The sequence below is a fragment of the Kibdelosporangium aridum genome, assembly GCF_900176515.1.
Classification (GTDB): Bacteria; Actinomycetota; Actinomycetes; order Mycobacteriales; family Pseudonocardiaceae; genus Kibdelosporangium; species Kibdelosporangium aridum.
In genome coordinates, this window is sequence record NZ_FWXV01000004.1 from 569,286 (window position 1) to 592,853 (window position 23,568).

Here is a 23,568-nt window from a genome sequence, read left to right on the forward strand (position 1 = left end):
CTGGAGTATGAGAACGCTCGGTGTCGTCCTGGCGCTCGTCTTCGCGCTGACCGGATGCAGCTCGGACCCCGTGCCGGTGCAGTACGACAAGCAGTTCGCCGACCGTCTTGACGAAGTGCGCGACAACGCGCGGACCGTGCGGCTCAAGGACTTGGTGCCGGGTGACTGGGATCGGGTGCAGATCTTCCTCGGCCCGCACACCCGGGAATGGGTCGAGGGCAGGATCGGTCAGCCGCTGGACAGCGGCGAGTACGTCTTCGACACCGAAGGCAACATCCTCGTGTTCTGGAACGGTGACGACGTCGAGCGTCTGGTTGGCACGGTCGGGCGGCTGCTCGCGGAAGGCGAGTTCACCGGCGACGCCACCGTGACCGGCGAGAAGGACGGCACCGTCAAGATTTCCGGCTAGTATTCGTCGCGCAGCCGCAGCCGGGTCCACGTCGGCTCCTGCGGCCAGCCTTCCGGGGAGTCCTCCCACTCCTCCTTGCGCCCGTACGGGGTCAGGTCGAGCAGGTTGTGGTCCGTGCGCAACCGGTCGACTCCGCGCCCGGACGTGTAGTACGTCCGGAAGACCTCGCCATGGTCCAAGAGGAACACGCTGAGCCCGAAGCCGCCGCCGAGACCGAGATCGTCGTAGAAAGTGTTGCCGTAGGCCGAATACCAAGGCAGTGTCCAGCCGAACCGGGACCGCACGCCGGCGATCTGTGACTGCGGCGCCGGTGACATCAGTGCCAGCCGGGTGTCCCGGGCGTTGAGGTGGGTCTGGTCCTGCGCGAGGTTGTCGGTGAACGAGGCGCATCCGTCGCAGATGTGCGAAGACCCTGGCTGCAGCATGAAGTGGTACACGACCAGCTGCTGTTTGCCGTCGAACAGGTCGACCAGGCTGGCGGCTGACCCGTCCGGCGCGGTGAACGAGTAATCCGTGGACAGCTGGACCATCGGCAGCCTACGCCGCTCGGCGGCCAGCGCGTCCGTTGCCCGTGTGATCTCCTTTTCCTTGACCAGCAAGGCATCCCGGGCTGCTTGCCATTCGGCGGCCGATACCACTGGCGGACGGTTCATCGTGCGCTCCCTTCCGTGTGAAGTTCCTTGAGGGAACTCAAGCTAGCACGATGAGTTCCCTAAGGGAACCCGTACGGCTAAACTCGCTGCATGCAGCGCACTCAGTTCGGGGACATGGCGTGTTCGATCGCGCGGACCCTCGACGTCATCGGTGAGCCGTGGTCGCCGCTGATCCTGCGGGACGTCTACGTCGGCATCAACCGGTTCGACCAGATCCAGCAGGACCTCGGCATCTCCCGCAAGGTGCTCACCGAACGGCTCAAGTGGCTGGTCGCCAACGAGGTCCTCGACCGGCGCGAATACTCGACCGGCCGGTACGAGTACGTGCTCACCACCAAGGGCACCGAACTGGCCGATCTGCTGCTCGTCATGGTCCGCTGGGGCGATCGGTGGACCGCTGGCGAGGCCGGTCCGCCCGTGCTCTACCGGCACCACGCGTGCGGCGAGATCAGCCATGTCGAGCCGGTTTGCTCGGTGTGCGCCAAGCCCATGCACGCCTCGGACGTCGACGTTCTGCCCGGCCCCGGAGCAGCCGGGTTCGCGTCTTGATGTCCGGCTTGGCAGGATGGAACCACAGCTGTGCAGCGTGGAGAGGTGAACACCGTGGCCGGTGGTTTTTCTGGGACGGGGCGGCCCAATCCGGGCCTGCCACGGTTGCCGACGCCGCCGTCAGGCTGGCCGATCGGCTCCTACGAGACGTATGAGGGCGCCCAACGGGCGGTCGAGCACTTGGCCAGCGAGGACTTCCCGGTCACCGAAGTGACTATCGTCGGCGTCGACCTGATGTTGGTCGAGCGGATCGTCGGCAGGCTCACGTGGGGCAAGGTGCTGGGTACCGGCGCGTTGTCCGGTGCGTGGTTCGGCCTGTTCGTCGGCATCCTGCTGGCGTACTTCTCCAGCCAGGGCATGTCGCTCGTCCCGGTCCTCGTCGGCGTTGTCGCCGGTGTGTTGTTCGGGCTGACGTTCGCCGCGGTCAGCTACATGTCGACACGCGGGCGGCGGGACTTCGCCTCGGCGAGCCAACTGGTCGCCGGCCGCTATGACGTGCTTTGCCAGCCGCGGAACGCCGAGCGTGGTCGTGACTTGCTGGCCAAGCTGTCAATGCGCCCATCGGGTGGTACCCCGTAATACCTTGACGTAATCGTTTCTGCAGACACGGGCCATTCGCTTGCGAGGGGTGATCAACCCGCCTAAGTTCAGTGGGCCCGAGCGCGTTACAGGTGAGGTTGGGCACATCCGCGTTCGGGGGCACACCGAGGTGCCGGGCGCGCGGTGAGGGGCATGCCCGGTTTCCTCGCAGGACGAGGAGGCAGGGTTCATGCGCAGCGCCAGTCGCACGTCGCGAAGGCGCCTTGTCGGAGCCGTCGGGGCGGCACTACTCGCCGTTCCGCTGGTCACCGCTTGCGGATCTGATTCGGGTACGACGATCAACGTCTACTACTCACCCGAAGAGGTCTTCGACAAGGTAGTCGCGAAGTGCAACGAACAGGCAAACGGCCGGTACACCATCGTCTACAACAAGCTGCCACGGGAGGGCGATGGGCAGCGTGAGCAGATGGTCCGCAGGCTCGCGGCGAACGATTCCGAAATGGACATTCTCGGTCTCGACGTTGTCTGGGTCGCCGAGTTCGCCGAAGCCGGGTGGATTCTCGAGTGGACGGGCCAGAACAAGGCGGAAGCCGAACGCGATGTCTTCCCCGGACCACTGAGCACCGCGCAGTGGAACGGAAAGCTCTACGCGGCCACGAAGAACACCAACGTACAACTGCTTTGGTACGACCAGTCGCTCACCCCGACGCCGCCGAAGACGTTCGACGAGATGATCGCGGCGTCCGAGCGGCTCAAGGCGGAGGGCAAGCCCTACCAGATCCTGTTGACAGCGGCCGAGTACGAGGGCCTGGTGGTCAACTACAACACCATCGTCAACTCCGCGGGCGGGCACATCCTGTCCGAGGACGGCAAGAGCGTGGTGATGGACCAGGGTGCGGTCAAGGGCCTTGAGATCCTCAAGCGCCTCGCGACCGCGGGCGTCACCGCGTCGGACCTGAACGCGGCGAAGGAACAACAGGTACAGCTGGGCTTCCAACAGCCCAACAGCCAGGCCGCGTTCCAGATCAACTGGCCGTTCGTCTACGCCAGCATCCAGTCGGACGCACCTGACCGCTTCAAGAACCTGAAATGGGCGCAGTACCCGGGCGTGAACCCGGGCCAGCCGTCCAAGCCGACGATCGGTGGCTTCAACCTCGCGGTCAGCGCGTACTCCCGGCACCCGCAGGAGTCCTTCGAGGCCGCGCTGTGCCTGCGCAACGCGGAGAACCAGAAGTTCCAGGCCATCGAGGAGTCGCTGCCGCCGACCATCCGGTCGGTCTACAGCGACACGACACCGGTCGATCGGTCGAAACCGGCTGATCCCAAAGCGAACCCGACGATGGATCAGGCGTACCCGATGAAGGACGCGATCGTGCAGTCGCTGCAGGAGTCCGAGTCGCGGCCGCTCACTCCGGCGTACCAGAACGCCTCGACCGTGATCTCGACGATCCTTTCCCCGCCGTCGGCCATCGATCCACCGGCGACTGCCAATCGCCTGCGTCGTGAGCTGCAGGACGCGCTCGAGTCGAAGGGGGTCCTGCCGTGACCGAGACAGCGGTCAAACCCGCACCCGCGAAGACCGGCAAGAAGCCGAAACCCGAACTGTCGGAAGGAAAGCGCGCCGAACGCAAACTCGGCTGGCTGCTGTGCGCGCCCGCCGCGCTGGTGATGGTCGCGGTCACCGCGTGGCCGATCATCTACTCGATCTGGTTGTCCATGCAGCGCTACGACCTGAGATTCCCCAACCAGAGCGAGTTCGTCTTCCTGGACAACTACATCACCGTGCTGGGCAGCAACTACTGGTGGACCGCGTTCGGGCTGACCATGCTGATCACGGTCGTGTCGGTGATCATCGAGCTGGTTCTCGGCATGTGCCTCGCCCTGATCATGCACCGCACGATCGTCGGTCGAGGTTTGGTTCGTACGGTCTCGCTGATCCCGTACGGCATTGTCACCGTGGTCGCGGCCTTCTCATGGAAGTTCGCCTGGCAGGACACCACGGGCTATCTGAGCGATCTGGTGGCGCCGAACGCGTCGCTGCTGACCGACCAGGTGCCCGCGTTCTTCATCGTCGTGGCGGCCGAGGTGTGGAAGACGACGCCGTTCATGGCGTTGCTGCTGATGGCAGGTCTGGCGCTGGTGCCCGACGACCTGCTCAAGGCGGCGGCGATGGACGGCGCCGGGCCGTGGCAGCGGTTCACCAAGGTGATCGTGCCGGTGATGAAACCGGCGATCCTGGTGGCGCTGCTGTTCCGCACGCTCGACGCGTTCCGCATCTTCGACAACCTCTTCGTGCTCACCCCGGGCACGTCGTCGGTGTCGATCCAGACGTACAACAACCTGATCAAGGGCTTGAACCTGGGTATCGGGTCGACCATGTCGGTACTCATCTTCATCACGGTCGCGATCATCGCGTTCCTCTTCATCAAGGTGTTCGGCACGGCCGCACCAGGCTCCGACCCGGGAGGTAAGCGCTGATGGCCATGATCGGAACCCGGACACCGGGACGGGTGTTCAGGTGGACCGTGATCGACGTCGTCGTGGTGGTCTACGCACTGGTACCGGTGCTGTGGATCCTGTCGCTGTCGTTCAAGACCAAGGAGACGCTCACCGACCGGAGCCTGATCCCGACCGAGTGGACGTTCCAGAACTACATCGACATCTTCCAGACCACGGACTTCCTGCGGGCACTGGTGAACTCGATCGGCATCGCGGTGATCGCCACGGTGATCGCGGTGATCCTCGGCACGATGGCCGCGTACGCCATCGCGCGCCTGGATTTCCCCGGAAAGCGCGCACTGGTCGGTGTTTCGCTGCTGATCGCGATGTTCCCGCAGGTGTCGCTGGTGTCCCCGCTGTTCGAGATGGAGCGGGCGCTGGGCTTGTTCGACACGTGGCCAGGCCTGATCCTGCCGTACATCACGTTCGCGCTGCCACTGTCGATCTACACGCTCTCGGCGTTCTTCCGTGAGATCCCATGGGAGTTGGAGAAAGCGGCCAAGATGGACGGTGCCACACCCGGCCAGGCCTTCCGCAAGGTGATCGCACCGCTGGCCGCGCCTGGCGTGTTCACCACAGCCATCCTGGTGTTCATCTTCTGCTGGAACGACTTCCTCTTCGCGATCTCGTTGACGTCGACGAACGCGTCCAGGACGGTGCCCGCGGCACTGCAGTTCTTCACCGGCGCCTCGTACTTCGAGGACCCGACCGGGACGGTGTCCGCGGCGGCCGTCGTGATCACCATCCCGATCATCCTGTTCGTGTTGTTCTTCCAGCGCCGTATCGTCGCGGGGCTGACCTCCGGTGCCGTAAAGGGTTGATCATGGCTGAAATCGTGCTTGACAAGGTGACCAAGCGGTACCCGGATGGTGCCCTTGCGGTGTCCGAAGCGGACTTCACGATCGCTGACGGCGAGTTCATCATCCTGGTCGGCCCGTCCGGCTGTGGGAAGTCCACGACGCTGAACATGATCGCAGGCCTTGAGGACATCTCCGACGGTGAACTGCGCATCGACGGCAAGCGGGTGAACGAGAAAGCGCCGAAGGACCGGGACATCGCGATGGTGTTCCAGTCGTACGCTTTGTATCCGCACATGTCGGTGCGGGAGAACATGGCGTTCCCGCTGCGACTGGCCAAAGTGGACGACAAGATCGTCCGTGAGAAGGTCGAAGAGGCCGCCCGCACGCTGGACCTGACGCAGCACCTAGACCGCAAGCCGGGCAACCTGTCCGGTGGTCAGCGGCAGCGTGTCGCGATGGGCCGGGCGATCGTCCGTAGCCCCAAGGCGTTCCTGATGGACGAGCCACTGTCCAACTTGGACGCGAAGTTGCGTGTGCAGATGCGGACCTCGTTGTCCAAACTGCAGAAGCAGCTCGGGACGACGACGGTGTACGTGACCCACGACCAGACCGAGGCGATGACCCTCGGCGACCGGGTCGTGGTGCTGCGCGGCGGGATCGTGCAGCAGATCGGTTCGCCGCAGTTCCTCTACGAACAGCCGGCGAACCTGTTCGTGGCAGGCTTCATCGGTTCGCCGTCGATGAACTTCCTGCCCGCGACCCTGGCCGACAACGAGGTCAACTCGCCACTGGGCAAGTTCGCGCTGACCGACAGGATCCGCTCGTTGGTCGAGGCCGCAGGCGCACCCCGGGAGGTGATCCTCGGCATCCGGCCGGAGCACTTCGAAGACGCGCGTCTGCTCGACGACACGGCCAAGGGCACCGGTGCGACGTTTGTCGCGTCGGTCGACGTGCTCGAGTCGATGGGGTCGGACAAGTACGCGTACTTCACCATCGAGGGCGACCAGGCGACGTCGCAGGAACTGGAGGAGCTCGCCGCGGACTCGGGGACCTCCGATGTGCCTGACAGCGGCTCGCAGGTCGTGACCAGGCTTTCGGCGGCGTCCGAGGCCCGGCAGGGCGAGTCGCTGGACATCTGGTTCGACACGGACAAGGTGCAGCTCTTCGACCCGTCGAACGGCAAGAACCTCACCTACGCTGGCTGAAAACCCGCAATCCATGCTTGCATGCTGGCATTGTGCTAGCATGCAAGCATGGCGCAGGTGAGCTGGCGAGCCGACGACGAATTAGTGAACCGTGTCCGTCGGGCAGCAGCGGCCCAGCGGCGCAGCATGAACGACTTCATCAGCCTGGTGATGGAGGCTGCGACGAACCCGGACTTGGTGAGCGACGAGGCTGCCCGAATCCGGGAGCGGCTTGGCCGAATGGACCTTGTGGTCACGCCTATGCGCGTTTATGTGGATGAGGACGTGCATGACCACGCCCTGGGCGACCCGTCCCAGGAAGAGATCGAGAAGGCCATGGAGGCGGCGGGCAGGGGGACCAGCCTGTCCGACATCGTGAGCGAAGGACGCGGTGAGTGAGCGTCTTCGCGGATTCATCTGCTCTGGTGAAGCGCTACGCCAAAGAGGAAGGGCAGAACCTGGTCCGGCAGATTCCGGTTCTGGTGATCTCACACCTCGCGCGGGTGGAGGTGCCGTCGGCATTCTGGCGTAAGCAGCGAATGGGGCAACTCAGCAATAGGGAAGCCGCAGTGCTGGTGTCCCTGTTCGAGAATGACTACTACGACACCGAGGACAAGGCTCCATTCGTCGTGCTGGGAGTGACGCCTGTGGTCCTCGAAGCGGCGGCTCGTCTGACCCGCCGTCACGAGCTGAGGGCTTTCGACGCGATTCAGCTTGCTTCGGCCAAGCTTGCGGCAGAGGGGGATCCCGAGATCACTGAGTTCGCGGTGTGGGACAAGCGTTTGCGTGAGGCCGCGGCGGCGGAAGGGTTCACCCTCATCCCGGCCTGACCCCCGCCGTGTCCACCTGTCCAGCCCCCTGAAATTCCCGCTCCAGCACCGCGTGTCCACCGTTCCGGCATGGCGTGTCGACCTTTGCGGCATGGTGTGTTCGCTGTTGCGGCGCGGTGGGGCTGACATTGCGGCATGGGCGGGGGCGCATTCCGGCGTGCCGAACCCACCGTTGCGACGTGGCGTGTTCGCCTTTCGGCGCTTGGTGGGCCATTCGGGCTTCTAGCACTACCGTGCGCATTCGTGCGTTGCGCTCGGTATGCCGCGTTGACCTGCGTAAACCGCTCGTTCGGCTGCTGAAATCGGGCGTCGATCGGTGTCACCATGTACTCGGGGTGATCGATCATGGTGGAAAATGTCACTGTCGGTTGGCAAGTCGGGGCTGACGTCACCGACTGGCAGTTGACAGTCGAGTCGAGGGCTCGGCGGGTGCGCGCGGATTTGGCCGCCTTGCCGCCTGCTCCGGCGACGGAAGTGGCGCGCAAGGCAGCGGAGGTCTCGCTTGAGATCGTGGACGCGGCCTTGCGCAGTGCGGACAACAAGTGGTGGCGTTCCGGTGCGTCCTGGTGGTCGGGCTGGCACATCGAGCGCGCCTGGCGTGCCCTGCACGAAGCCGAGATCTACCTGGCCGCCGCCGATCCGGACCTGCCTTCCAGGCTGCCGGGGCTGCGGGCCCGGGTCCGGATGTACCTCGAAGAGGGCGATCCGCGGCGCAGGGCCATTGAGCAGGCAGACCCAGACCGGGCAACGGTTGTCGACGCGATGCGGGCGGCGTTCGACGCCTCGGACGACGCACATGCTGCCGCCAGGGCACTGCGCAACAAGCTGATTGTCATCAGTCTCGCCTTGTTCGTCCTCAACACCGCGCTCGGGTTGGTAGGGCTGCTCAAACCTGGGCTTGTGCCGACGTGCATGCCGCCGAACCCCGCTGTGCCGCAACTGCTTTGCCCGACCGGGGCGCGGGCGGCCACCGGCTGGGACGTGTGGATGGTCCAGCTCTTCGGGGCGTTGGGTGCCACGATTTCCGTTGTCCTGCTGCTCATCCGGCGCCGGCCTGACCTGAGTCCGTACGTGCTCATCGGATATCAGGCCTTGGTGAAAATCCTGCTCGGCGCGGCGTTGTCGGTCGTAGGGTTGCTGGCGTTGGGCGCGGGTCTGGTCAGCGGCATTGTTTACGTTGGCTCGCAGGCGGCTCTGCTGCTCTGGGCGGTACTTTTCGGGTACGCGCAACAAGTTGGGACACGGTTGCTTGACAACTACGCGGACCGGTTGATGGACGAAGTCAGGCCATTGCCCGATCGAGTCACAGTCGTGGCATCGAAGCGCTAGGGATGTCCGTCCGACGCGCGATCCACGAGTCAAGTGCCGCCAGCAAAACCGGGTCCGTCACCGCATGCCTGTGCAGGCTGGCGGCGGTGATCAGGGACTTGTCGGTGCGGTCCATCTTCCCCGTGATCTGCGCGAGGCACGTCCGAACGACGGTGTCTGCCGGGAGGCGACGCATTTCCGGTTGGGCGTCTTCGAGGTTAGCGGTGTACTCCGCGACCGCCTGCGCCGTCATTGCCGCGGGCACGTCAAGCGACGGGCACTGTTCGAGCGCCCAATAGCCGAAGTCGACCCACTTCTCCCGGTTGCGGACGGCATCCGTTGTCGTTGCCCGCCATGTGATCGTCCTGATGCGACGCATCCACCAGCTCCACGCGTACTCGGCGGGCTTGTGCTTGGCTATCCACCTCAACCGGGCGGCGGGGGAGAAGCTGACTAGTTCCTTCATGCTGCGGTAGATCGCCCGGTGGTCGCCCCAGTCGGGTTGTGAGTGGTCCTGGCGGTAGTCCGAGCCGATCCGCTCCACCTCACCGCACGGCAGGTGCACGGTCAGCGCCATCCTCGACTCTGGCTGCCAGTACTCCTGGTACTCCTCGAAAAGCGGCTTGCTGGGCAGCGGCGTCAACGACACACCACGGCGGGTGAGTTCGGCTTCCAGGTCTGCGAACAGCAGTGGGCGGTTGCGTGCGTTGAGCCGATGGGTCTGCACGCTGTAGTGCGAGCCGATCACGCCGTGGCCACTGGCTCTCCGGTGCCAGAAGATCTCCACGATGTCGTAGCCCCACCAGAAGGACTCGCCGTTGTCGTTGTCGTACTCGAAGTCACCGAGAATCCGCCGTACGACCGACGGGTCAAGGTCCGCGTCGACGCCGAGTACCGTTCCGGTTTCCACGATGTCGGCGAAGAACCCGGGATGGGCGTTGACCACCGGAACCCGTTCGCCCGGAATGTCCAAGCCGCCACGACCGCCGCGCGTCGACACAATCAGATCGACCAGGCCGTCACGAACATGCACAACGACACCGGACGTCGGCTGCAAATACGTGCGATCCTCCTGTGGGACAAGGGATACCCTGGCGGCCAGGGCAGAGAACGGCACTTGTTCCGTTGTCCGGCCGAGGTTCACCTCGAACCGGGACCCCTTGATGTCCCAGAAGAACTCGACGAGACCGTAGTCCCACGACAGCTCGTCGTCGCGCTCGGTGTCCCACGGGTCATCGCCGAGGTAGCGCTGGACCTCCTGAGGGCTCATGCCCGCGTCGGCGCCGAGGACCGTGCCGGTTCGCGCTATCCCGGCGAAGAAGTCGATGTCCATCAATCGGACACTGTGGCCGGTCGAACCCGAAGCGGCAACTCCTTTATCCCTTACGCAGCTTGGCTATCACGTCGTCATCCCACCGATGGGTGCGCATCAACCGGTACCGCTGCTCACTCACCGCGAGGTAGGCCTCGGCCTCGGTCCGGTCGCCGATCAGCCCGGCCTGCCTAAGCATGGTGACCACCGGCTCGAACTCCTCCGCGTAGAACCGGGCCGCGATCTCCGCCCGGTTGTAGAACTTGGACTCGTCCTGCATCAGCCGGAAGCCCCACGCCTCGACGGTTTCGCTCAGGATCGTGTACTGCCACGGGTCGCTGAGCACCATCGCCGCTCGGGCCGGCCCGGACAACGGCACGCGTTCCAGGAACAGCCTGCGGTCGTTCTTCACGATCAGGTCGCCACGGAACCGGATCCCGTCCGCCGAGATCTTGGTGCGCACCTCGGTGACGTACGCCTCGATCGTGTCCTGCTTGAGCGCGTGCGCCACCGAGACCCGGTGGTGCCCGTCGGACACGAAATGCAGGTCGCCGACCCGGTACACCTCGATCGGCGGGATCGGTTCGCCCCGCCGCTGTGCCCGCGCCAGCCTTTCCCACCGCTCCCGCAGCCGCCCCGATGTCGGCCGGAAGCGACGGTCGAAGTCCCTGGTCCGGTCCACGCTGCCGACGATCGAGTCCAGCCGGATCACCTGCGGGCCGAGCCTGCGTTCGCCGACCCTGCCGAGTGCCTCGACCACTTCGTCGAACGGCAGCATGATGTTCACGTCGTCGGGTTCACGGCGCAGCCACGCGGCCAATCTGGACAGCACTTGTCTGCGGCGCGCCTTCAGGAAGTCGTTTTCCGCGTCAGCACGTGGAAATCCCGTGTCAGTCTGCACCGTCACCTCCCGGCGTGATGTCCAGGATCTGGTAGCCGACCGTGTTGACGACCCTGGTCTGGTCCATTCGCCGCTCGGGAACCGTTTTCCCCAAAAGAAAATCGTCACCGTGCGGATGGATATGTCCGTGTAGTAGCCATGCCGGACGCATCCGGCGCACTGCGTCGTGCAGGCAGGCGAAGCCGCGGTGTGGTGGGTCCTCGCGGTCCCCGACCCCCAGCGGTGGTGCGTGCGTCAGCAGCACGTCGACGCCTCGCCCATCTCGACGGTACATACGGTCAGCCGCGCGGGCGAGCGTTTTCACCCGGCGTGATTGCTGTCTCTCGGTCCACTGGTTCGGCCCGTTGCTGTACCGGATCGAACCGCCGAGACCGGCTATCCGCAGCCCCGCGACATCGACGATCCGGCCGTCGGCGTCCACCCAGCCTTGTGGACCGGGCCAGCGCGCGGGGAACCCGTCGCGCATCCAGAGTCCACGGCGCCGGGCGTAGCCGCCCAGATCCACGTCGTGGTTGCCGGGGACCAGGACGCATGGCTGCTCCAAGGCGTTGGCCAGGTACTCCAGATAGTCGAACGGCAGGTCGCCCGCGGCCAGTACGAGATCGACCGAATGCCGGTGGACTTGATCGGTCCACAGCGACTCGACCACTTCATCGGACACCGTCAGCACCTTGGGCACGGCACTGAGCGTACGACCGTATTTCAGCCGTCGCGCGGCCATGAACCAATCCGGATAATCGGACACTCGCTGACGCGTGGTGGCCGAGGGAGGACACACCAGTGTTATCGGGGCTTGGCACTCTTTACCAGGGACTACTTCAGCACATCCGGGGCGCTTTCCCGGCACGGCATCCCCGCCATGCCGACGATGACATGTACGTCACAGGCGGCACGCACTGGAACGGCTACAGCCTCGAGTCGCTGATCAAGATGGTCTCGCGGGACGCCAATCCGGCCCAGCTGCAGTTCCTCGCCGACACGTGGCGCAGGCAGGGCGAGAAGCTGTCGGCCAGCGCCGCCGATCTGGAACGGTCGTTGGTCGCGCTGATGCAGTTCTGGTCCGGCGCGGGCGCGGACGAAGCACGAGCCAAAGTCGCGCACAACGCCAAGTGGATCTCCGGGCTGGGCCAGACGGCGACCCGGATCGCCGAGCCCGTCGACGACTCCGGTGGTGCGCTGACATCGGCGCAGAGCACGATGCCGGGCGCGCCGAAGGGCGGCCTGTGGTCCGGTCTCGGGACCGCTGGCGGCGCCGCGGCCGCTGGGTTCGCGATCGGCGGGCCGTTCGGAGCCGCGGCTGGGGCGGTCATCGGAGGCCTGGCGAGCGCGTTCGGGTTCGGCAGCAACAAGAAGAAGCTCAAGCGCAAGGCCGTGCAGACGATGACCCGGTATGAGACGGCAATTCTGGGCATCGACCGGGCCACCCCACAGTTCGGGCGGCCCGCGGATGGCATCAGTGACCCGATCTGGAACCGGCCAGGCGGACGCGACGGCGTGGGGACGATGCCATCCGGTGTCAACCGTTCCGGAACTGGGTCGCCTATCGGCTCCGGCGGCATGGGTACCTCCGATTGGTCGTACAGCACGGCACCGTCCTTTGCGGACAACGCGACTGGACGTTGGGGCGCGCTGACTGGTGTGGGCACCACGGGCGGCGTGGACATGGACACGTTGCGTGACAAGCGATTCGCTGGCGCGGTGCCGGGCATCGGCGGTGTGCCGCCGATGATGGGCGGCACGCGACCCAGCGACCACACGAACAGGTACGGCAGGGGCTCTCTCGCCGGATACGGGCCGGGTGGAATGGGTGCGGCACCTGGCCAGAAGCAAGAGGACGAGGAACACAAACGGCGTTACCCGCACGAAGAAGACCTGTTCACCGGAAATCTGAAGGCCGCGCCGCCGGTCATCGGGCTGTAAGGGGAATCATGTACGAGCATGAAGCCGGCGCACAGGGCTGGGAAGTCACCCCGGAACGGCTACGCGAGTTCGCCGCGGCGATAGCCCAGGTCAAGGCCGATTTGGACGCGGTACGCCGGGAAGTCGCCGAATTCCGTGACCCCGCGCTGACACCGAAACTGGGCACCAGCCCGCCCGCGCGGGAACTGGCCGAGAAGTTCACCGACCGGATCGCCGGGGACAACGGCCTGGCCGGCCAGCTCGAGCTGGCAGTGGCCAACCTGCAGGAGTTCGTCGAGGGCGCCGAACGCGCCGCGTCGAAGTACCAGGAGGTCGACGCGGCGAGCCGGGACGGTTTGAAGTGAGTGAGGACGTTGAGCTGCACCCGGTCGAAGTGGACCTGCTCTGCACGTTCGCTGAGGTGCGACCGCCGTTCCCGTTGGAGATCCCGGAAACCGGGCTCTCCGAGCAGGAACGCGCGGTGGTGTTCCACGTCGCACGCGAACAGCTGACCGAACGTGGTCTTGCCGACGAGCAAGGCCCGCTAGGCCTCGCCGACGAGTTCGTGCACCTGCTCAGATTCGGCGGCGGTGTGCTGGATCTCGTTGTCGCTGAGGAGAAAACCACGGTCGGCGCGGTCGTCCTGGCCTACCGGGACGACGCGCTGATCGTGGTCCAGCGGGCAGCCGATCCATTCGGGACTGTCGTGCTGCGACGGGTCACGCTCGACCAGGCCGTCGACGAGCTGTACGACATCATCCCGCGCCTCGACGCCGCACCGGCCACGCCTTTCACGTTGCCGCGCAAGGCTTTGCAGTCCGCGTTCGACGCGCTGATCGCCGACCTGCCGACCGAGGACGACGTGCGGCCACGCAAGCTCCCGCCGCGTGTGGTCGAGGAAATCCTTGCGCAGCACGGTGTTGACGATCGCGTGTCCCGCCGGATGGTCCAGTACCTGCAGCCCGTGCTCGGCAACGGTCAAGCCGGGGTGGCCCGCAGATCAGGGCCGGACGACGACTGGCACCGCACCGGTGACGAAATCCGTTGGCTGGACACGGAAAACGGTCGCTACCAACTCGGTGGTGACGGCGACTGGATGAGCGTGAACCCCTTCGCCCCCGCGGAGATCCGTGCGGCGCTGCGGAAACTGGCGGCAGGCCTGCGTTAACGCTGGGTGACCTGCTGCGGGGTTTCCATCGAGTGCGCGCGAGCGCCTTCCGGGTTGCCCGCGATGGACACGGTGATCACGACGAGCCATGCGACGATCACTGTGACGAGCCAGAACATGGGGTTGAGCAGGAACCGGGACATGATGTGCCTCCCTGTGTGGTGTCAGGGGGTGGACATGGGGCAGGGGACCGGAGGAGCAGCCGGGCGGCACGCGCCCGGCTAAAGCCATCGGTTCTTGCGCAGCACCCGGTAGAGCCACGTGCACACCAGCACGATGAGCAGGATCACCAACGGATAGCCGAACTTCCAGCGGAGTTCCGGCATGAAGTCGAAGTTCATCCCGTAGACACCGACGACCATGGTCGGGATCGAGATGATCGCGGCCCACGCGGTGATCTTGCGGATGTCGGTGTTCTGCTGGAGCGTGATCTTGGCCAGCGTGGCGTCGATCAACGTGTTCAGCATTTCGTCGAACCCCGTTACCCGGTCGGTCACCGTGGTCAGGTGGTCGTCGACGTCACGGAAGTACGACCGCACCTGCTCGGGTACCAGCGGCGTGTAGCCCTCGGCCAAGCGCCGCAACGGGTTTCCCAACGGTGTCACGGCCCGGCGGAGTTCGAGAACCTCACGTTTCATCAGATAGATCTGTTCGGCGCTGACCTGGGTGCGCGGGGCGAAGATGGTCGTTTCCATCATCTCGATGTCGTCCTCGAACCGTTCGGTGACGTCGAGGTAGCTGTCCACGATCCGGTCGGCGATCGCGTGCAGCACCGCGGCCGGGCCCATCTTCAACCGGTCCGTGTCCTTGTCCAGCTCCGCCCGCAGTGACGCCAGGCCGGAGTGGTTGCCGTGCCGGACCGTGACGATGAAGTCCTTGCCGAGGAAGGCCATCAGCTCGCCGGTCTCGACGATCTCGCTGGCGGTGGTCGGTGAGGAGTGCTCGACGAAGCGGACTGTCTTGAGCACCATGAACAGCGTCTCGTCGTAGCGCTCGAGCTTCGGCCGCTGGTGCGCCTGCACGGCGTCCTCGACGGCCAGCTCGTGCAGGCCGAAGGTGTCCGCGATGCCCTTGATCTGCTCGGCGTCCGGTTCGTGCAGTCCGATCCAGACAAAACCGTCGTTGTTCTTGCGTACTTCCTTGATGGCTTCGGCGTGCGTCCAGCGACCGGGGACGCGGGTGCCGTCACGGTAGATGCCGCAGTTCACGACGTACGCGGAAACAGGCACCGGGATCGGCGCCTGCGCGTTGTTGCGGTCAGGCTTTCCGCGCAGACCGCCAAGCGGGCGGATCGCAGCCATGGGGCCTCCAACGTTCGTCGTGCTACGGGCGTCAAACGCGCCGGAGTGGACTGGAGTCCTCCCCGGCCTTGCGGAGCGTCCCGGCCGGTACCGCGGGGCCTAGCGGGCGAAGCTGACCCTTCCGGTGGGGACGCTGCTGGTACTCGGCGCGCTATCTGTGCCACTCATGCGTCCTCACCTCCCAGGGTCGGGTCGTGTCAGCGGTGGAGTCGCTCACACACCAGTTGCACAGAATACTCCCTGTGCAACCACACTGTCGTCCTCGCCCATCGGCAGCGTTACACGGAGGTAGATCAAGTGCAGTTCGGTCGCTACTTCGAAGAGTTCGAAATCGGTGCGGTGTACAAGCACTGGCCTGGCAAAACTGTGACCGAGTACGACGATCACCTGTTCTGCCTGCTCACCATGAACCACCATCCGTTGCACATGGACGCGCACTATGCGGCCGAGACAACGGACTTCGGCCGCAACGTCGTGGTGGGCAACTACATCTACTCGCTGTTGCTGGGCATGTCGGTGCCTGACGTGTCCGGCAAGGCGATCGCTAATCTGGAAGTGGAATCGCTCAAACACGTCAAACCGACCTTCCACGGTGACACGATCTACGGCGAGACCGAAGTGCTCGACAAGACGCCGTCGAAGTCCAAGGACGACCGTGGGGTGGTGTACGTGGAGACCCGTGGGTACAAACAGGACGGAACCGTCGTGTGTGTTTTCCGTCGCAAGGTGATGGTTCCCAAGCGCTCGTACGGCGAGTCGCGCGGCGGCGAGCAGCCCGGCCGTCCGGAGCCAGTGGCCTGATGGCGTCGTTGGAGCTGGCCAAGGCGCGGCTGACGAACTTCGCCGTGAACGAGGCGGCGGGCATCTCACCGCTGTACGAGCTGCTGGCCACCCACGCCAAGGACGACGACGAAGTGGCCGCGCTGCTGGCCGCGGCACCGGAGAATTTCGCGCACGGCACGCTGTTCTTCGCCGCGGCGCAACGTCTCGTTCAGGCCGAGCCGTGGATCGAGCTGGCCAACTACTACCTGACGATGGGCGGCAGTTACGGCCCGGACGAGCGGGTCTGGCCGCTGTTTCGCCAGTTCGTGCTCGAGCGCGCGGACAAGATGCGCGAGCTGATCTCGACGCGCACGACGCAGACCAACGAGGTCCGCAGGGTCGCGACGATGTTCCCGGCCATCGCGATGGCGGCAAAGGAGGCCAAGGGGGCGATCGGGCTGCTGGAGGTCGGCACGAGCGCGGGGCTGCTGCTCGGCGTCGACCGGTACGGCTACCGGTACTCCACCGAGGCCGGTGAGCAGATCAACGCGGGCCCGGCGAAGACGCCGCTCGTGCTCACCTGTGCGGTGTCCGGCCAGCCGTTGCCCAAGCTGCCCAAGAAGGTCGCCGTGGCGGCCAAGGTGGGCCTCGACCGCCGCCCGATCGACCTGCGGGACGAGGAGGAGCTGGCGTGGCTGGAGGCGTGTGTCTGGGCCGATCAGCCGGAGCGGTCGCGGCGGCTGCGGGTGGCTGCCGAGATGCAGGAGAAGGACCGGCCGACCTTGGTCACCGGGGACGCGGTGGACGGCCTGGCGGAAGCGGCCGCGCAGGTGCCTGCCGAGCTCCCATTGGTCGTTCTGACGAGCCATGTGCTGCCGTACATGGCTGACGAGCGGCGGCAGGAGTTCGTGGCCGCAGTGGCCTCGCTGGCGGCCACCAGGCCGCTCTGGTGGGTCAGCCAGGAGCACTACCTGGCCGCGATGACGTACCTCGTGCCGGGCCGCACCGACTTCGAGGACAGCTTCCGGGAGATCCGGGGCGTGCTCGCTCTCGTCCGGTGGGAGGCGGGGAAGCCGGGCACCAGGTTGCTCGGCCGTACCGGAGCGCATGGCCAAACCCTTGCGTGGCTGTAGAAACTCATGCGCGCGGGAGCATGTCCCATTCCCGGAGTGTGGGAGCAAGGCCTTCGGTGAGCAAATTCGTCCGTTCGAGTGTGCCGAACGCCGCCAGGTCGATCCACGCGACCTGTGCGGCGTCGTCTCCCGGCCGCAGAAGGCCTCCGATGACCCGGCATTCGTAGTCGTAGATCTCGTACAAACCGCTCGCGGCCGGCCGGGTGACACTGCCGACCAGACGGCCTATCGAGACCGTCAAACCGGTCTCTTCGCGCAGCTCACGGGCCACAGCGACGGGGTCGGACTCACCCGGTTCGACCCGTCCGCCCGGTATCGACCACAGGCCTTCGCCGGGGGCGTGCGCACGCTGAACCATCAAAAGACGGCCATATGTGTCGTGGGTCACCCCTCCGACACACCTGATCTTACGAACGTGGCCACCTGGCATGAATACGTAGCGTAGCGATATTCGGCTGTGTGTCTGAGCGTGTGCTCCGAGTGCTGTACAACTCTCGTCAGCCGCCCACTTGGTGCGGTACAACGGTTTTCAACAGGCGCCACTGGGTGCGGAGAAGGACGGGGTTGGTCGTCGTGAACACGAAGAAGATCCTCGTGTTGACCGGAGTCGCTTTGCTCGTGTTCTTCCTGGTAACTCAACCGCAGGCGTCTGCGGGCATCGTCACCAACATCGTGAGCACGATCAAGGACGCCGCAGAAGCAATTATTACGTTCGTCAGTCATGTGTTTAACCCGTAGGCGCGAGATACTGGAGACATGTTCGCGCCCAGGGATCCAGACGAGTACCTCCTTGACTCCGAACGAAGAGTGATCCGGGTACGCCGGCATTGGGCGGTGTTGGCGTGGGATGTCTTCGAGGCGGCGGCGCTGCTGGCCGTCGCTGTGATGGTGTCCTACATCCTGCCGTCGTCGATGTGGCTGCTGCAGAACGTGCTGTGGTACGCCGCGCTTATCGTGCTGCTCCGCTTCGCCTACCTCGTGCTCGAGTGGTGGGTGGAGCGGATCGTGGTGACCGACAAACGGTTCATGATGACCACGGGAGTCTTCACCACGAAGGTCCTGATGATGCCGATCGGCAAGGTGACGGACCTCACGTACGAGAGATCGTGGGTGGGCAGGCTGTTCGGCTTCGGCACGATGGTGGTCGAGTCGGCCGGTCAGATCCAGGCGCTGAACCGGATCAACTATCTGCCCAAGCCAGAGCAGGTCTACGACGCCATTTCGGAACTGGTGTTCGGTGACAAGAAGGCGCAGGCCGAGCGGTTCTCGATGATCAAGGCCAAGAAGGCGGCCCTGGGCAAGAAGGCCACCGGCTGAGCGGCGAGAACCATGCCATGCAGCACACTGGATGGCATGGTGATCGATCTGCACACGCACTCGTCCGTCTCTGACGGCACGGACACGCCCACGGAGTTGGTCACCAAGGCATCGGCAGCCGGGTTGTCCGCGGTCGCGTTGACCGACCACGACACCACGGCAGGGTGGGCCGAGGCCGCGGAGGCGCTCCCGCGCGGTCTGTCGCTGGTCCGAGGCGCCGAGCTGTCCTGTACCTCACCTAACGGGCGCGGTGGCACGGCCACCGTGCACCTGCTGGCATACCTGTTCGACCCGACCGCACCCGCGATCGTGGCCGAACAGTCCCGCCTGCGCGCAGAACGCCGGACCCGGCTGTACAAGATGGCCAAGCGGATGGCCGAGGACGGCTATCCGGTGGACCCGGACGCTTTGATGGCGTCCCTTCCGGCGGACTCGCCAGCCGGACGTCCGCACTTGGCCATGGCACTGGTCCAAGCGGGTGTTGTCGCCACGGTCGACGAGGCGTTCGGCGTCTTCCTGAGCTCCCGGGGCCGGTTTCACGTCAGCCGCCGGGACACCCCCGTGCACACTGCGATCCAGATGATCGCCGACGCGGGCGGCGTGACCGTCCTCGCGCATGCTTTCGCTCACCACCGCGGCCCGACCGTGACCGCCGACGTGATCAAGGAGATGGCGGCCGCGGGCCTGACCGGGCTGGAAGTCGACCACCCCGATCACGACCCGTCGGTCCGCGCGGAACTGGGAGAGCTGGCCGTGGACTTGCGCCTGATCCGGACCGGGTCCAGCGACTACCACGGCACCAACAAGACGATCAGGATCGGCCAGGACTCCACCTCGCCGGAGGCTTTCGACGAGCTCGTCTCCAGGACCTCCGGCGTCGCGGTGCTACACGGTTAGGAACCGCACCTCGGGATAAGCCGCGGACGGCTCGTTGAGCAACGGCTGCGGCACGCCCCGCAGATGCAGGTCGAAGAAGGCTTTGACGTAGGCACGGGTGATCACGGCCGTCCGGTCCGCGGGCAGCGTGCCGCCGCCGTCGAGGCCCAGCTGATCACCCAGCAGGCCCACGTCGGTGAAGGACGCGTGGCGCGTGCCGTCGACCTCCAGCCACCGCTTCCAGCCGGTCATCCGCTGCCACTCGTGCACCCAGCCGGTGTTGCGATCCGGCCCCGTGCCTTCGTGGCCGATGAGCAGGAACGGCCGGTTCAGCTCGGCAGCCGGCTTCTCCTCGTGTGAACCGCCGTCGATGTTGATGCCTGCCCGAATCCGGGTGTCGGCCAGCATCGCCCGGATCGTGCTGATGCCACCGGCCGAGTGGCCGCCCATGGCGATCCTGGTCCGGTCGATCATCGGGTACTTCGCGGTCAGCTCGTCCAGTACGAAGGACACGTCCGCGGCCCGGCCGTGCTCCAGCTTCAGCCAGAACGCCCTGTCATGTGGGATGTCGCAGGAGACGCAGGTGGCGACGCGCCCGTCCGGGAACTGCGTGCCGCTGTTCTCGTAGGTGTGGTCGATCGTGGCCACGATGTAGCCCGCACTCGCCAGTTCCTCGGACAACGTGCTGAGCGTGGCACGGGGTTTGGTGTAGCCGGGGGAGAGCACGACCAGCGGCCACTTTCCCAGCGCCGGAACGGAGTTGGTGAACGAGTTGGTCCTGACCGTGGTCAGGATCTCGGGCGGTACACCGGGAATGCCTTCCAGGAGGAGTGCGGATTCCTTGGGCGTCATGTACTTCGCCCGTTGGGTACCGGCGAACCACGCGGGGTACCGCAGGGTGAGCATCAGCTCTCTCGGCCCGCCGACCCACGGGTCGGCACGCGATAAGTCCTTGAGGTACAAGGACTTCGTGCCGACTGCGTACTTGCCTGTCGGTGCGGGCAGGAACAAGGCAGGCTCCGCGGCGGCTGTGTGCCCTGTCGCGAGGGTCACGGTCACGGCGACGGCTGTCAAAGCTCGAAGCACTTCGGTTCCTTTCAGGACAAGTGCCGGCGGACCAGCCGGAAGGACAACCACGCCAACAAGGCCGTGAGGGCGAGGTAGATCGCGGTCTCGATGGCTTGCAGTCCCCAGAACTTGCTCGCTGGGTGATAAGTCAACTCTTGCTTGTAACCCAGGCTGTCGAGCTTCTTGAGGCAGGCGGTCGGTCGTTGCGGCGGCGGGCCCTGCGAGGGCGGCGGGACGGTGCATTCGGAGGCTGTGACCGCGGTGGCCAGCTCGACCGGGTTGCCGGCGGGGTCGACAGTCTTGTTGGCCAGTACCCACGATCCCGGGCTGCTTTCGACCCCGATCTGCTCGAACTTCCCAGCCTCGTTGACATGGATCTGCCTGACGCTTTCCTCGCTGATCGTGACCGTCTGGGTTTCGGGCGCCAGCACGTAAGGCCGCACTGCGAAGGGGAACACGAGCTGCACGGCGATGTAGAGCACGAGCGTGACAGCCATGGCCGCGATCGTGCGCCGGAGCAGGATTCCCACCGTGACACCGAGGACGAAGGCGAAGGCGGCGTAACCGATCGGCACGATGCCGCGGACTGCGAAGACCGGCGGTTCGATCCGTGGGCCGAAGCTCGAGCTGCGTGCCAGTTCGGTCGCGGTGTCGATCGGGCCCGCCCACCAGCTGACCACCAGACTGGCCAGTGCGCTGACAGCCATGGCCGCCAGCCCGGCCATTCCGAGTTTGACCGTCAGCCACCGGCCTCGCGTCACGGTTTGGTTCCACGCCAGGCGATGCGTGCCGGTCTCCAGCTCGCGGCTGATCAGCGGGGCACCCCAGAAGATCCCGATGATCGGCGGGATCCCGTACATCACCAGCAGTCCGGCGTAGTAGAGCTGGTAGTCCAGATCGGTGATCTGGCTGTACAACGTCTCCGCGTCGGTGATGGACGGCAGTTGCAGGGTCACCAGGACTGTGGCGAGGGCCGCGACGATCGCCGCGACAGCCGCGGCGGGCAGCCGGAACTGGCGCCAGGTCAACCAGATCATCGCAGGACCTCCAGCGCGCGACGGGGTTGCGGACGGCTCATGTAGGCGAGGACGAGGTCCTCGATGGTGACCGGCTCGACCGACCACGCCGGGTCGAGGATCGGCGCGGTGGTGTGGATCAGCAGCGTGGTCTGCCGCTCGGTGTGGCTGGCGGAGATGACGTGCTGGTCCTGCGGCAAGGTGTCGAGGTCACGCCGTGGGCCGGTCAGCCGGTAGTGCGTGGCGAGCAGTTCGTCGAACTCGCCAGTGATCCGGACCCGGGACTCCATCAGGACGATCAGGTGGTCGCAGACCCGTTCCAGGTCCGCGATGAGGTGCGACGAGAGCACGACACTCAGCTCCTGCTCGGCGACGGCCTCCATCAGGTCCTGTAAGAACTCCCTGCGTGCCAACGGGTCCAGCGCGGCGACCGGTTCGTCGAGCAGGAGCAGCTGTGGCCGTTTGGCGATGCCGAGCGTCAGCGCGAGCTGGGCGCGTTGGCCGCCGGAGAGTTTCCCGGCTTTCTGCGCGGGATCCAGGCCGATCTTGGTGATCCGCTGGTACGCGAGCGCGTTGTCCCAGTTCGGGTTGAGCTGCGAGCCGAGCCGCAGGTGGTCGGCGACGGTCAGGCCCGCGTAGACCGGCGTGTCCTGTGCGACGAACCCGACTTTGGCCAGCTGTTCGGTGCCGCTGCCGGGACGGCCGCCGCACACCTCGATCGTGCCTTCCGTCGGCGTGAGCATGCCCGCGGCGAGGTTGAGCAGGGTCGACTTGCCCGCGCCGTTCGGGCCGACCAGGCCGGTCACGTGACCGGCGGGGATTTCCAGCGTGCAATCGGTCAGTGCCCGCCGCCGCTTGTACGTCTTGCCCAGTCCTTGGGCTCTGAGGATCACGCTATGTCCTCCTGTGCGGCGGAACGAAAGGTTGTGGTGAACAGGGCCTCGATGCTCTCCTCGTCGAGGCCGGCCTTGCGGGCCTTGACCAGCCAGCGCTCCAGGTCCTGCCGTAGCGCGCCCAGTGCGGCGTTGGAGCCGCCGTTCAGCGTGGCCGTGACGAACGTGCCCACGCCCGGGCGGGCGGCGACGAGACCGTCGTGCTCAAGCTCGCGATACGCCTTGAGCACCGTGTTCGGGTTGATCGCCAGCTGGGCGACCACGTCCTTGACCTTCGGCAACTGATCCCCCTCGCGCAGCAGACCGAGCCGCAGCGCGTGCCGTACCTGCTGGACCAGCTGCTGGTAGGGCGACAGGCCGGATCTGCCGTTCAGATGGAACTCGATCACGACTTCCTCCATTTATCTAGCTAACTAGTACTATAGGGAAAGTGTGAGATGGGTGCCAGCGTGTGCCGATACCTGCAGGTTCGGCCGTGTCCTGTTTGGATGTGCGGGTGGCACTGGCTGACTACTTCGACGCGCGGATGTTCACCGCGACCACGATCACGCTGGTGGTGATCATGGATCCGCCCGGCACCATCCCGGTCTTCCTGAGCCTGGTCGGGCGCAAGTCGCGGGCCGCGCGCGCCGCGGCGGCCAGGCAGGCGGTGCTGGTGTCGCTGCTGGTCATCAGCCTGTTCGCGGTCGGCGGGCAGGCCATCCTGGCGTACCTGCACATCGGCATCCCGGCACTGCAGGGCGCGGGCGGGTTACTGCTGCTGATCATCGCGCTAGACCTGTTGAGCGGCCGTGGTACGACCGAGCCGCAGGAAGTCGAGGACGTCAACGTCGCCTTGGTCCCGCTCGGCACGCCGTTGCTGGCCGGTCCGGGTGCGATCGCGGCGACGATCGTGTTCGTGCGCCAGGCTGAGGGGCACACGGGCGGTTATGTGGCGCTCGCATTGGCGATTCTGACTGTTCACTTCTTGCTGTGGATCTGCCTGCGGTTCTCCGGCGTGGTGATCCGGTTGATCAAGGAGAGCGGGATCGTCCTGCTCGCCAAGATCGCAGGTCTGCTGCTCGCCGCGATCGCGGTGCAACTGCTGGCGGACTCCGTCCGCGGTTTTGTCAGTGGTTCCGGGTAACTTGGAGTCTGTGCAAGGGCAGCT

30 protein-coding genes are annotated in these 23,568 nt (G+C 65.7%); 19 read left to right on the forward strand and 11 right to left on the reverse strand.

The genetic code is table 11. The features are described from left to right. Positions 1-7 precede the first annotated feature (7 nt). Positions 8-409 carry a hypothetical protein gene (locus B9C43_RS26490; RefSeq protein WP_084429722.1) on the forward strand — a complete coding sequence of 134 codons (402 nt, stop codon included), beginning with the start codon at positions 8-10 and terminating at the stop codon, positions 407-409. On the opposite strand, the gene B9C43_RS26495 is transcribed toward B9C43_RS26490, so the two are convergent. Continuing rightward, a complete protein-coding gene (locus tag B9C43_RS26495; RefSeq protein ID WP_033389582.1) occupies positions 406-1,062 on the reverse strand; it encodes a DUF899 domain-containing protein in 657 nt (218 codons plus the stop codon). The two genes, B9C43_RS26490 and B9C43_RS26495, sit on opposite strands and share 4 nt — an antisense overlap. Positions 1,063-1,152: 90 nt before the next feature. On the opposite strand from B9C43_RS26495, the gene B9C43_RS26500 reads away from it, so the two are divergent. The 9 genes from B9C43_RS26500 (at position 1,153) to B9C43_RS26540 (ending at position 8,793) form a co-directional block, all read left to right on the forward strand. After that, entirely contained in the window at positions 1,153-1,611 is a 459-nt protein-coding gene (locus B9C43_RS26500) for a winged helix-turn-helix transcriptional regulator (RefSeq protein ID WP_033389585.1), read from the forward strand. Positions 1,612-1,656: 45 nt separating this feature from the next. Continuing rightward, complete coding sequence (locus B9C43_RS26505) at positions 1,657-2,190, forward strand: YflT domain-containing protein (RefSeq protein WP_084429723.1); 534 nt, start codon at positions 1,657-1,659, stop codon at positions 2,188-2,190. Positions 2,191-2,380: 190 nt separating this feature from the next. Further along, on the forward strand, positions 2,381-3,697 hold the full coding sequence (locus B9C43_RS26510) for an ABC transporter substrate-binding protein (protein WP_033389594.1): 1,317 nt from the start codon (positions 2,381-2,383) through the stop codon (positions 3,695-3,697). Then, positions 3,694-4,629, forward strand: coding sequence for a carbohydrate ABC transporter permease (locus B9C43_RS26515; RefSeq protein WP_033389596.1), 936 nt, complete (start codon positions 3,694-3,696; stop codon positions 4,627-4,629). The genes B9C43_RS26510 and B9C43_RS26515 overlap by 4 nt, the downstream gene beginning before the upstream one ends. Continuing rightward, positions 4,629-5,471, forward strand: a complete 843-nt coding sequence (locus tag B9C43_RS26520; protein WP_033389597.1) for a carbohydrate ABC transporter permease — start codon at positions 4,629-4,631, stop codon at positions 5,469-5,471. Before B9C43_RS26515 ends, B9C43_RS26520 begins: the two co-directional genes overlap by 1 nt. 2 nt (positions 5,472-5,473) lie before the next feature. Then, entirely contained in the window at positions 5,474-6,655 is a 1,182-nt protein-coding gene (locus B9C43_RS26525; protein WP_084429724.1) for an ABC transporter ATP-binding protein, read from the forward strand. Between the two features lie 48 nt (positions 6,656-6,703). Then, the gene (locus B9C43_RS26530; RefSeq protein ID WP_084429725.1) at positions 6,704-7,033 is read left to right on the forward strand and encodes a hypothetical protein; all 330 of its coding nucleotides are present in this window, start codon (positions 6,704-6,706) and stop codon (positions 7,031-7,033) included. Beyond that, a complete protein-coding gene (locus tag B9C43_RS26535) occupies positions 7,030-7,464 on the forward strand; it encodes a type II toxin-antitoxin system VapC family toxin (protein WP_084429726.1) in 435 nt (144 codons plus the stop codon). The genes B9C43_RS26530 and B9C43_RS26535 overlap by 4 nt, the downstream gene beginning before the upstream one ends. 345 nt (positions 7,465-7,809) lie before the next feature. Further along, positions 7,810-8,793 (forward strand): hypothetical protein, encoded by a 984-nt coding sequence (locus B9C43_RS26540; protein ID WP_051896988.1) that lies wholly within the window; start codon positions 7,810-7,812, stop codon positions 8,791-8,793. Here the strand turns inward: B9C43_RS26540 and B9C43_RS26545 are convergent. The 3 genes from B9C43_RS26545 to B9C43_RS26555 are packed head-to-tail and all read right to left on the reverse strand — an operon-like array spanning position 8,768 to position 11,664. Continuing rightward, positions 8,768-10,105: a hypothetical protein gene (locus tag B9C43_RS26545; protein WP_084429727.1), complete on the reverse strand. Its 1,338-nt coding sequence runs from the start codon at positions 10,103-10,105 to the stop codon at positions 8,768-8,770. The two genes, B9C43_RS26540 and B9C43_RS26545, sit on opposite strands and share 26 nt — an antisense overlap. Before the next feature lie 43 nt (positions 10,106-10,148). Further along, the gene (locus B9C43_RS26550) at positions 10,149-10,985 is read right to left on the reverse strand and encodes a hypothetical protein (RefSeq protein ID WP_033389621.1); all 837 of its coding nucleotides are present in this window, start codon (positions 10,983-10,985) and stop codon (positions 10,149-10,151) included. Then, on the reverse strand, positions 10,975-11,664 hold the full coding sequence (locus tag B9C43_RS26555) for a metallophosphoesterase family protein (RefSeq protein WP_084429865.1): 690 nt from the start codon (positions 11,662-11,664) through the stop codon (positions 10,975-10,977). The genes B9C43_RS26550 and B9C43_RS26555 overlap by 11 nt, the downstream gene beginning before the upstream one ends. 101 nt (positions 11,665-11,765) lie before the next feature. On the opposite strand from B9C43_RS26555, the gene B9C43_RS26560 reads away from it, so the two are divergent. Genes B9C43_RS26560 through B9C43_RS26570 form a run of 3 tightly spaced genes read left to right on the forward strand, consistent with a single transcriptional unit; the run spans position 11,766 to position 14,052 of the window. Further along, positions 11,766-12,905: a WXG100 family type VII secretion target gene (locus B9C43_RS26560; RefSeq protein WP_143446594.1), complete on the forward strand. Its 1,140-nt coding sequence runs from the start codon at positions 11,766-11,768 to the stop codon at positions 12,903-12,905. A gap of 8 nt (positions 12,906-12,913) precedes the next feature. Then, positions 12,914-13,249, forward strand: coding sequence for a hypothetical protein (locus B9C43_RS26565; RefSeq protein WP_084429729.1), 336 nt, complete (start codon positions 12,914-12,916; stop codon positions 13,247-13,249). Further along, complete coding sequence (locus B9C43_RS26570) at positions 13,246-14,052, forward strand: ESX secretion-associated protein EspG (protein ID WP_084429730.1); 807 nt, start codon at positions 13,246-13,248, stop codon at positions 14,050-14,052. Before B9C43_RS26565 ends, B9C43_RS26570 begins: the two co-directional genes overlap by 4 nt. Here the strand turns inward: B9C43_RS26570 and B9C43_RS57635 are convergent. Continuing rightward, complete coding sequence (locus tag B9C43_RS57635; protein ID WP_200825696.1) at positions 14,049-14,195, reverse strand: hypothetical protein; 147 nt, start codon at positions 14,193-14,195, stop codon at positions 14,049-14,051. The genes B9C43_RS26570 and B9C43_RS57635 overlap by 4 nt on opposite strands. Before the next feature lie 78 nt (positions 14,196-14,273). After that, positions 14,274-15,353, reverse strand: a complete 1,080-nt coding sequence (locus B9C43_RS26575) for a magnesium and cobalt transport protein CorA (RefSeq protein WP_033389612.1) — start codon at positions 15,351-15,353, stop codon at positions 14,274-14,276. 297 nt (positions 15,354-15,650) lie between these two features. Between B9C43_RS26575 and B9C43_RS26580 the strand changes: the two genes are divergently transcribed. Together B9C43_RS26580 and B9C43_RS26585 are read left to right on the forward strand one after the other, a co-directional pair. Continuing rightward, complete coding sequence (locus B9C43_RS26580; protein ID WP_033389614.1) at positions 15,651-16,154, forward strand: MaoC family dehydratase; 504 nt, start codon at positions 15,651-15,653, stop codon at positions 16,152-16,154. Continuing rightward, on the forward strand, positions 16,151-17,248 hold the full coding sequence (locus B9C43_RS26585; protein WP_143446627.1) for a DUF2332 domain-containing protein: 1,098 nt from the start codon (positions 16,151-16,153) through the stop codon (positions 17,246-17,248). Before B9C43_RS26580 ends, B9C43_RS26585 begins: the two co-directional genes overlap by 4 nt. A gap of 4 nt (positions 17,249-17,252) precedes the next feature. On the opposite strand, the gene B9C43_RS26590 is transcribed toward B9C43_RS26585, so the two are convergent. Further along, entirely contained in the window at positions 17,253-17,678 is a 426-nt protein-coding gene (locus B9C43_RS26590; RefSeq protein WP_084429732.1) for an NUDIX hydrolase, read from the reverse strand. A gap of 143 nt (positions 17,679-17,821) precedes the next feature. Between B9C43_RS26590 and B9C43_RS57640 the strand changes: the two genes are divergently transcribed. From B9C43_RS57640 to B9C43_RS26600, 3 genes are read left to right on the forward strand one after another with little or no spacing between them, the layout of a single operon-like run. Then, positions 17,822-17,986: a hypothetical protein gene (locus tag B9C43_RS57640; protein ID WP_185845559.1), complete on the forward strand. Its 165-nt coding sequence runs from the start codon at positions 17,822-17,824 to the stop codon at positions 17,984-17,986. Between the two features lie 18 nt (positions 17,987-18,004). After that, complete coding sequence (locus tag B9C43_RS26595; protein ID WP_033389626.1) at positions 18,005-18,565, forward strand: PH domain-containing protein; 561 nt, start codon at positions 18,005-18,007, stop codon at positions 18,563-18,565. Between the two features lie 36 nt (positions 18,566-18,601). After that, a complete protein-coding gene (locus tag B9C43_RS26600; protein WP_033389628.1) occupies positions 18,602-19,462 on the forward strand; it encodes a PHP domain-containing protein in 861 nt (286 codons plus the stop codon). Here the strand turns inward: B9C43_RS26600 and B9C43_RS26605 are convergent. From B9C43_RS26605 to B9C43_RS26620, 4 genes are read right to left on the reverse strand one after another with little or no spacing between them, the layout of a single operon-like run. Then, on the reverse strand, positions 19,451-20,527 hold the full coding sequence (locus B9C43_RS26605; RefSeq protein ID WP_235038843.1) for an alpha/beta hydrolase family protein: 1,077 nt from the start codon (positions 20,525-20,527) through the stop codon (positions 19,451-19,453). The genes B9C43_RS26600 and B9C43_RS26605 overlap by 12 nt on opposite strands. Before the next feature lie 11 nt (positions 20,528-20,538). Then, entirely contained in the window at positions 20,539-21,546 is a 1,008-nt protein-coding gene (locus tag B9C43_RS26610; RefSeq protein ID WP_084429733.1) for an ABC transporter permease, read from the reverse strand. Continuing rightward, positions 21,543-22,418 (reverse strand): ABC transporter ATP-binding protein, encoded by an 876-nt coding sequence (locus B9C43_RS26615; RefSeq protein WP_033389632.1) that lies wholly within the window; start codon positions 22,416-22,418, stop codon positions 21,543-21,545. The genes B9C43_RS26610 and B9C43_RS26615 overlap by 4 nt, the downstream gene beginning before the upstream one ends. After that, entirely contained in the window at positions 22,415-22,807 is a 393-nt protein-coding gene (locus tag B9C43_RS26620; RefSeq protein ID WP_084429734.1) for a GntR family transcriptional regulator, read from the reverse strand. The genes B9C43_RS26615 and B9C43_RS26620 overlap by 4 nt, the downstream gene beginning before the upstream one ends. Positions 22,808-22,914: 107 nt before the next feature. Here B9C43_RS26620 and B9C43_RS26625 point away from each other — a divergent pair, with 107 nt between their 5' ends. After that, on the forward strand, positions 22,915-23,544 hold the full coding sequence (locus B9C43_RS26625; RefSeq protein ID WP_063751137.1) for a MarC family protein: 630 nt from the start codon (positions 22,915-22,917) through the stop codon (positions 23,542-23,544). The last annotated feature ends 24 nt before the right edge of the window (positions 23,545-23,568 follow it).

Bases quoted from the DNA above. Each gene is read 5' to 3' on its own strand.
- B9C43_RS26600 (WP_033389628.1), top strand. From the start codon at position 18,602: ATGGTGATCGATCTGCACACGCACTCGTCCGTCTCTGACGGCACGGAC.
- B9C43_RS26510 (WP_033389594.1), top strand. From the start codon at position 2,381: ATGCGCAGCGCCAGTCGCACGTCGCGAAGGCGCCTTGTCGGAGCCGTC.
- B9C43_RS26530 (WP_084429725.1), top strand. From the start codon at position 6,704: ATGGCGCAGGTGAGCTGGCGAGCCGACGACGAATTAGTGAACCGTGTC.
- B9C43_RS57635 (WP_200825696.1), bottom strand. From the start codon at position 14,195: ATGTCCCGGTTCCTGCTCAACCCCATGTTCTGGCTCGTCACAGTGATC.
- B9C43_RS26590 (WP_084429732.1), bottom strand. From the start codon at position 17,678: ATGCCAGGTGGCCACGTTCGTAAGATCAGGTGTGTCGGAGGGGTGACC.
- B9C43_RS26495 (WP_033389582.1), bottom strand. From the start codon at position 1,062: ATGAACCGTCCGCCAGTGGTATCGGCCGCCGAATGGCAAGCAGCCCGG.
- B9C43_RS26520 (WP_033389597.1), top strand. From the start codon at position 4,629: ATGGCCATGATCGGAACCCGGACACCGGGACGGGTGTTCAGGTGGACC.
- B9C43_RS26610 (WP_084429733.1), bottom strand. From the start codon at position 21,546: ATGATCTGGTTGACCTGGCGCCAGTTCCGGCTGCCCGCCGCGGCTGTC.
- B9C43_RS26565 (WP_084429729.1), top strand. From the start codon at position 12,914: ATGTACGAGCATGAAGCCGGCGCACAGGGCTGGGAAGTCACCCCGGAA.
- B9C43_RS26545 (WP_084429727.1), bottom strand. From the start codon at position 10,105: ATGGACATCGACTTCTTCGCCGGGATAGCGCGAACCGGCACGGTCCTC.
- B9C43_RS26500 (WP_033389585.1), top strand. From the start codon at position 1,153: ATGCAGCGCACTCAGTTCGGGGACATGGCGTGTTCGATCGCGCGGACC.
- B9C43_RS26540 (WP_051896988.1), top strand. From the start codon at position 7,810: ATGGTGGAAAATGTCACTGTCGGTTGGCAAGTCGGGGCTGACGTCACC.
- B9C43_RS26525 (WP_084429724.1), top strand. From the start codon at position 5,474: ATGGCTGAAATCGTGCTTGACAAGGTGACCAAGCGGTACCCGGATGGT.
- B9C43_RS26575 (WP_033389612.1), bottom strand. From the start codon at position 15,353: ATGGCTGCGATCCGCCCGCTTGGCGGTCTGCGCGGAAAGCCTGACCGC.
- B9C43_RS26490 (WP_084429722.1), top strand. From the start codon at position 8: ATGAGAACGCTCGGTGTCGTCCTGGCGCTCGTCTTCGCGCTGACCGGA.
- B9C43_RS26595 (WP_033389626.1), top strand. From the start codon at position 18,005: ATGTTCGCGCCCAGGGATCCAGACGAGTACCTCCTTGACTCCGAACGA.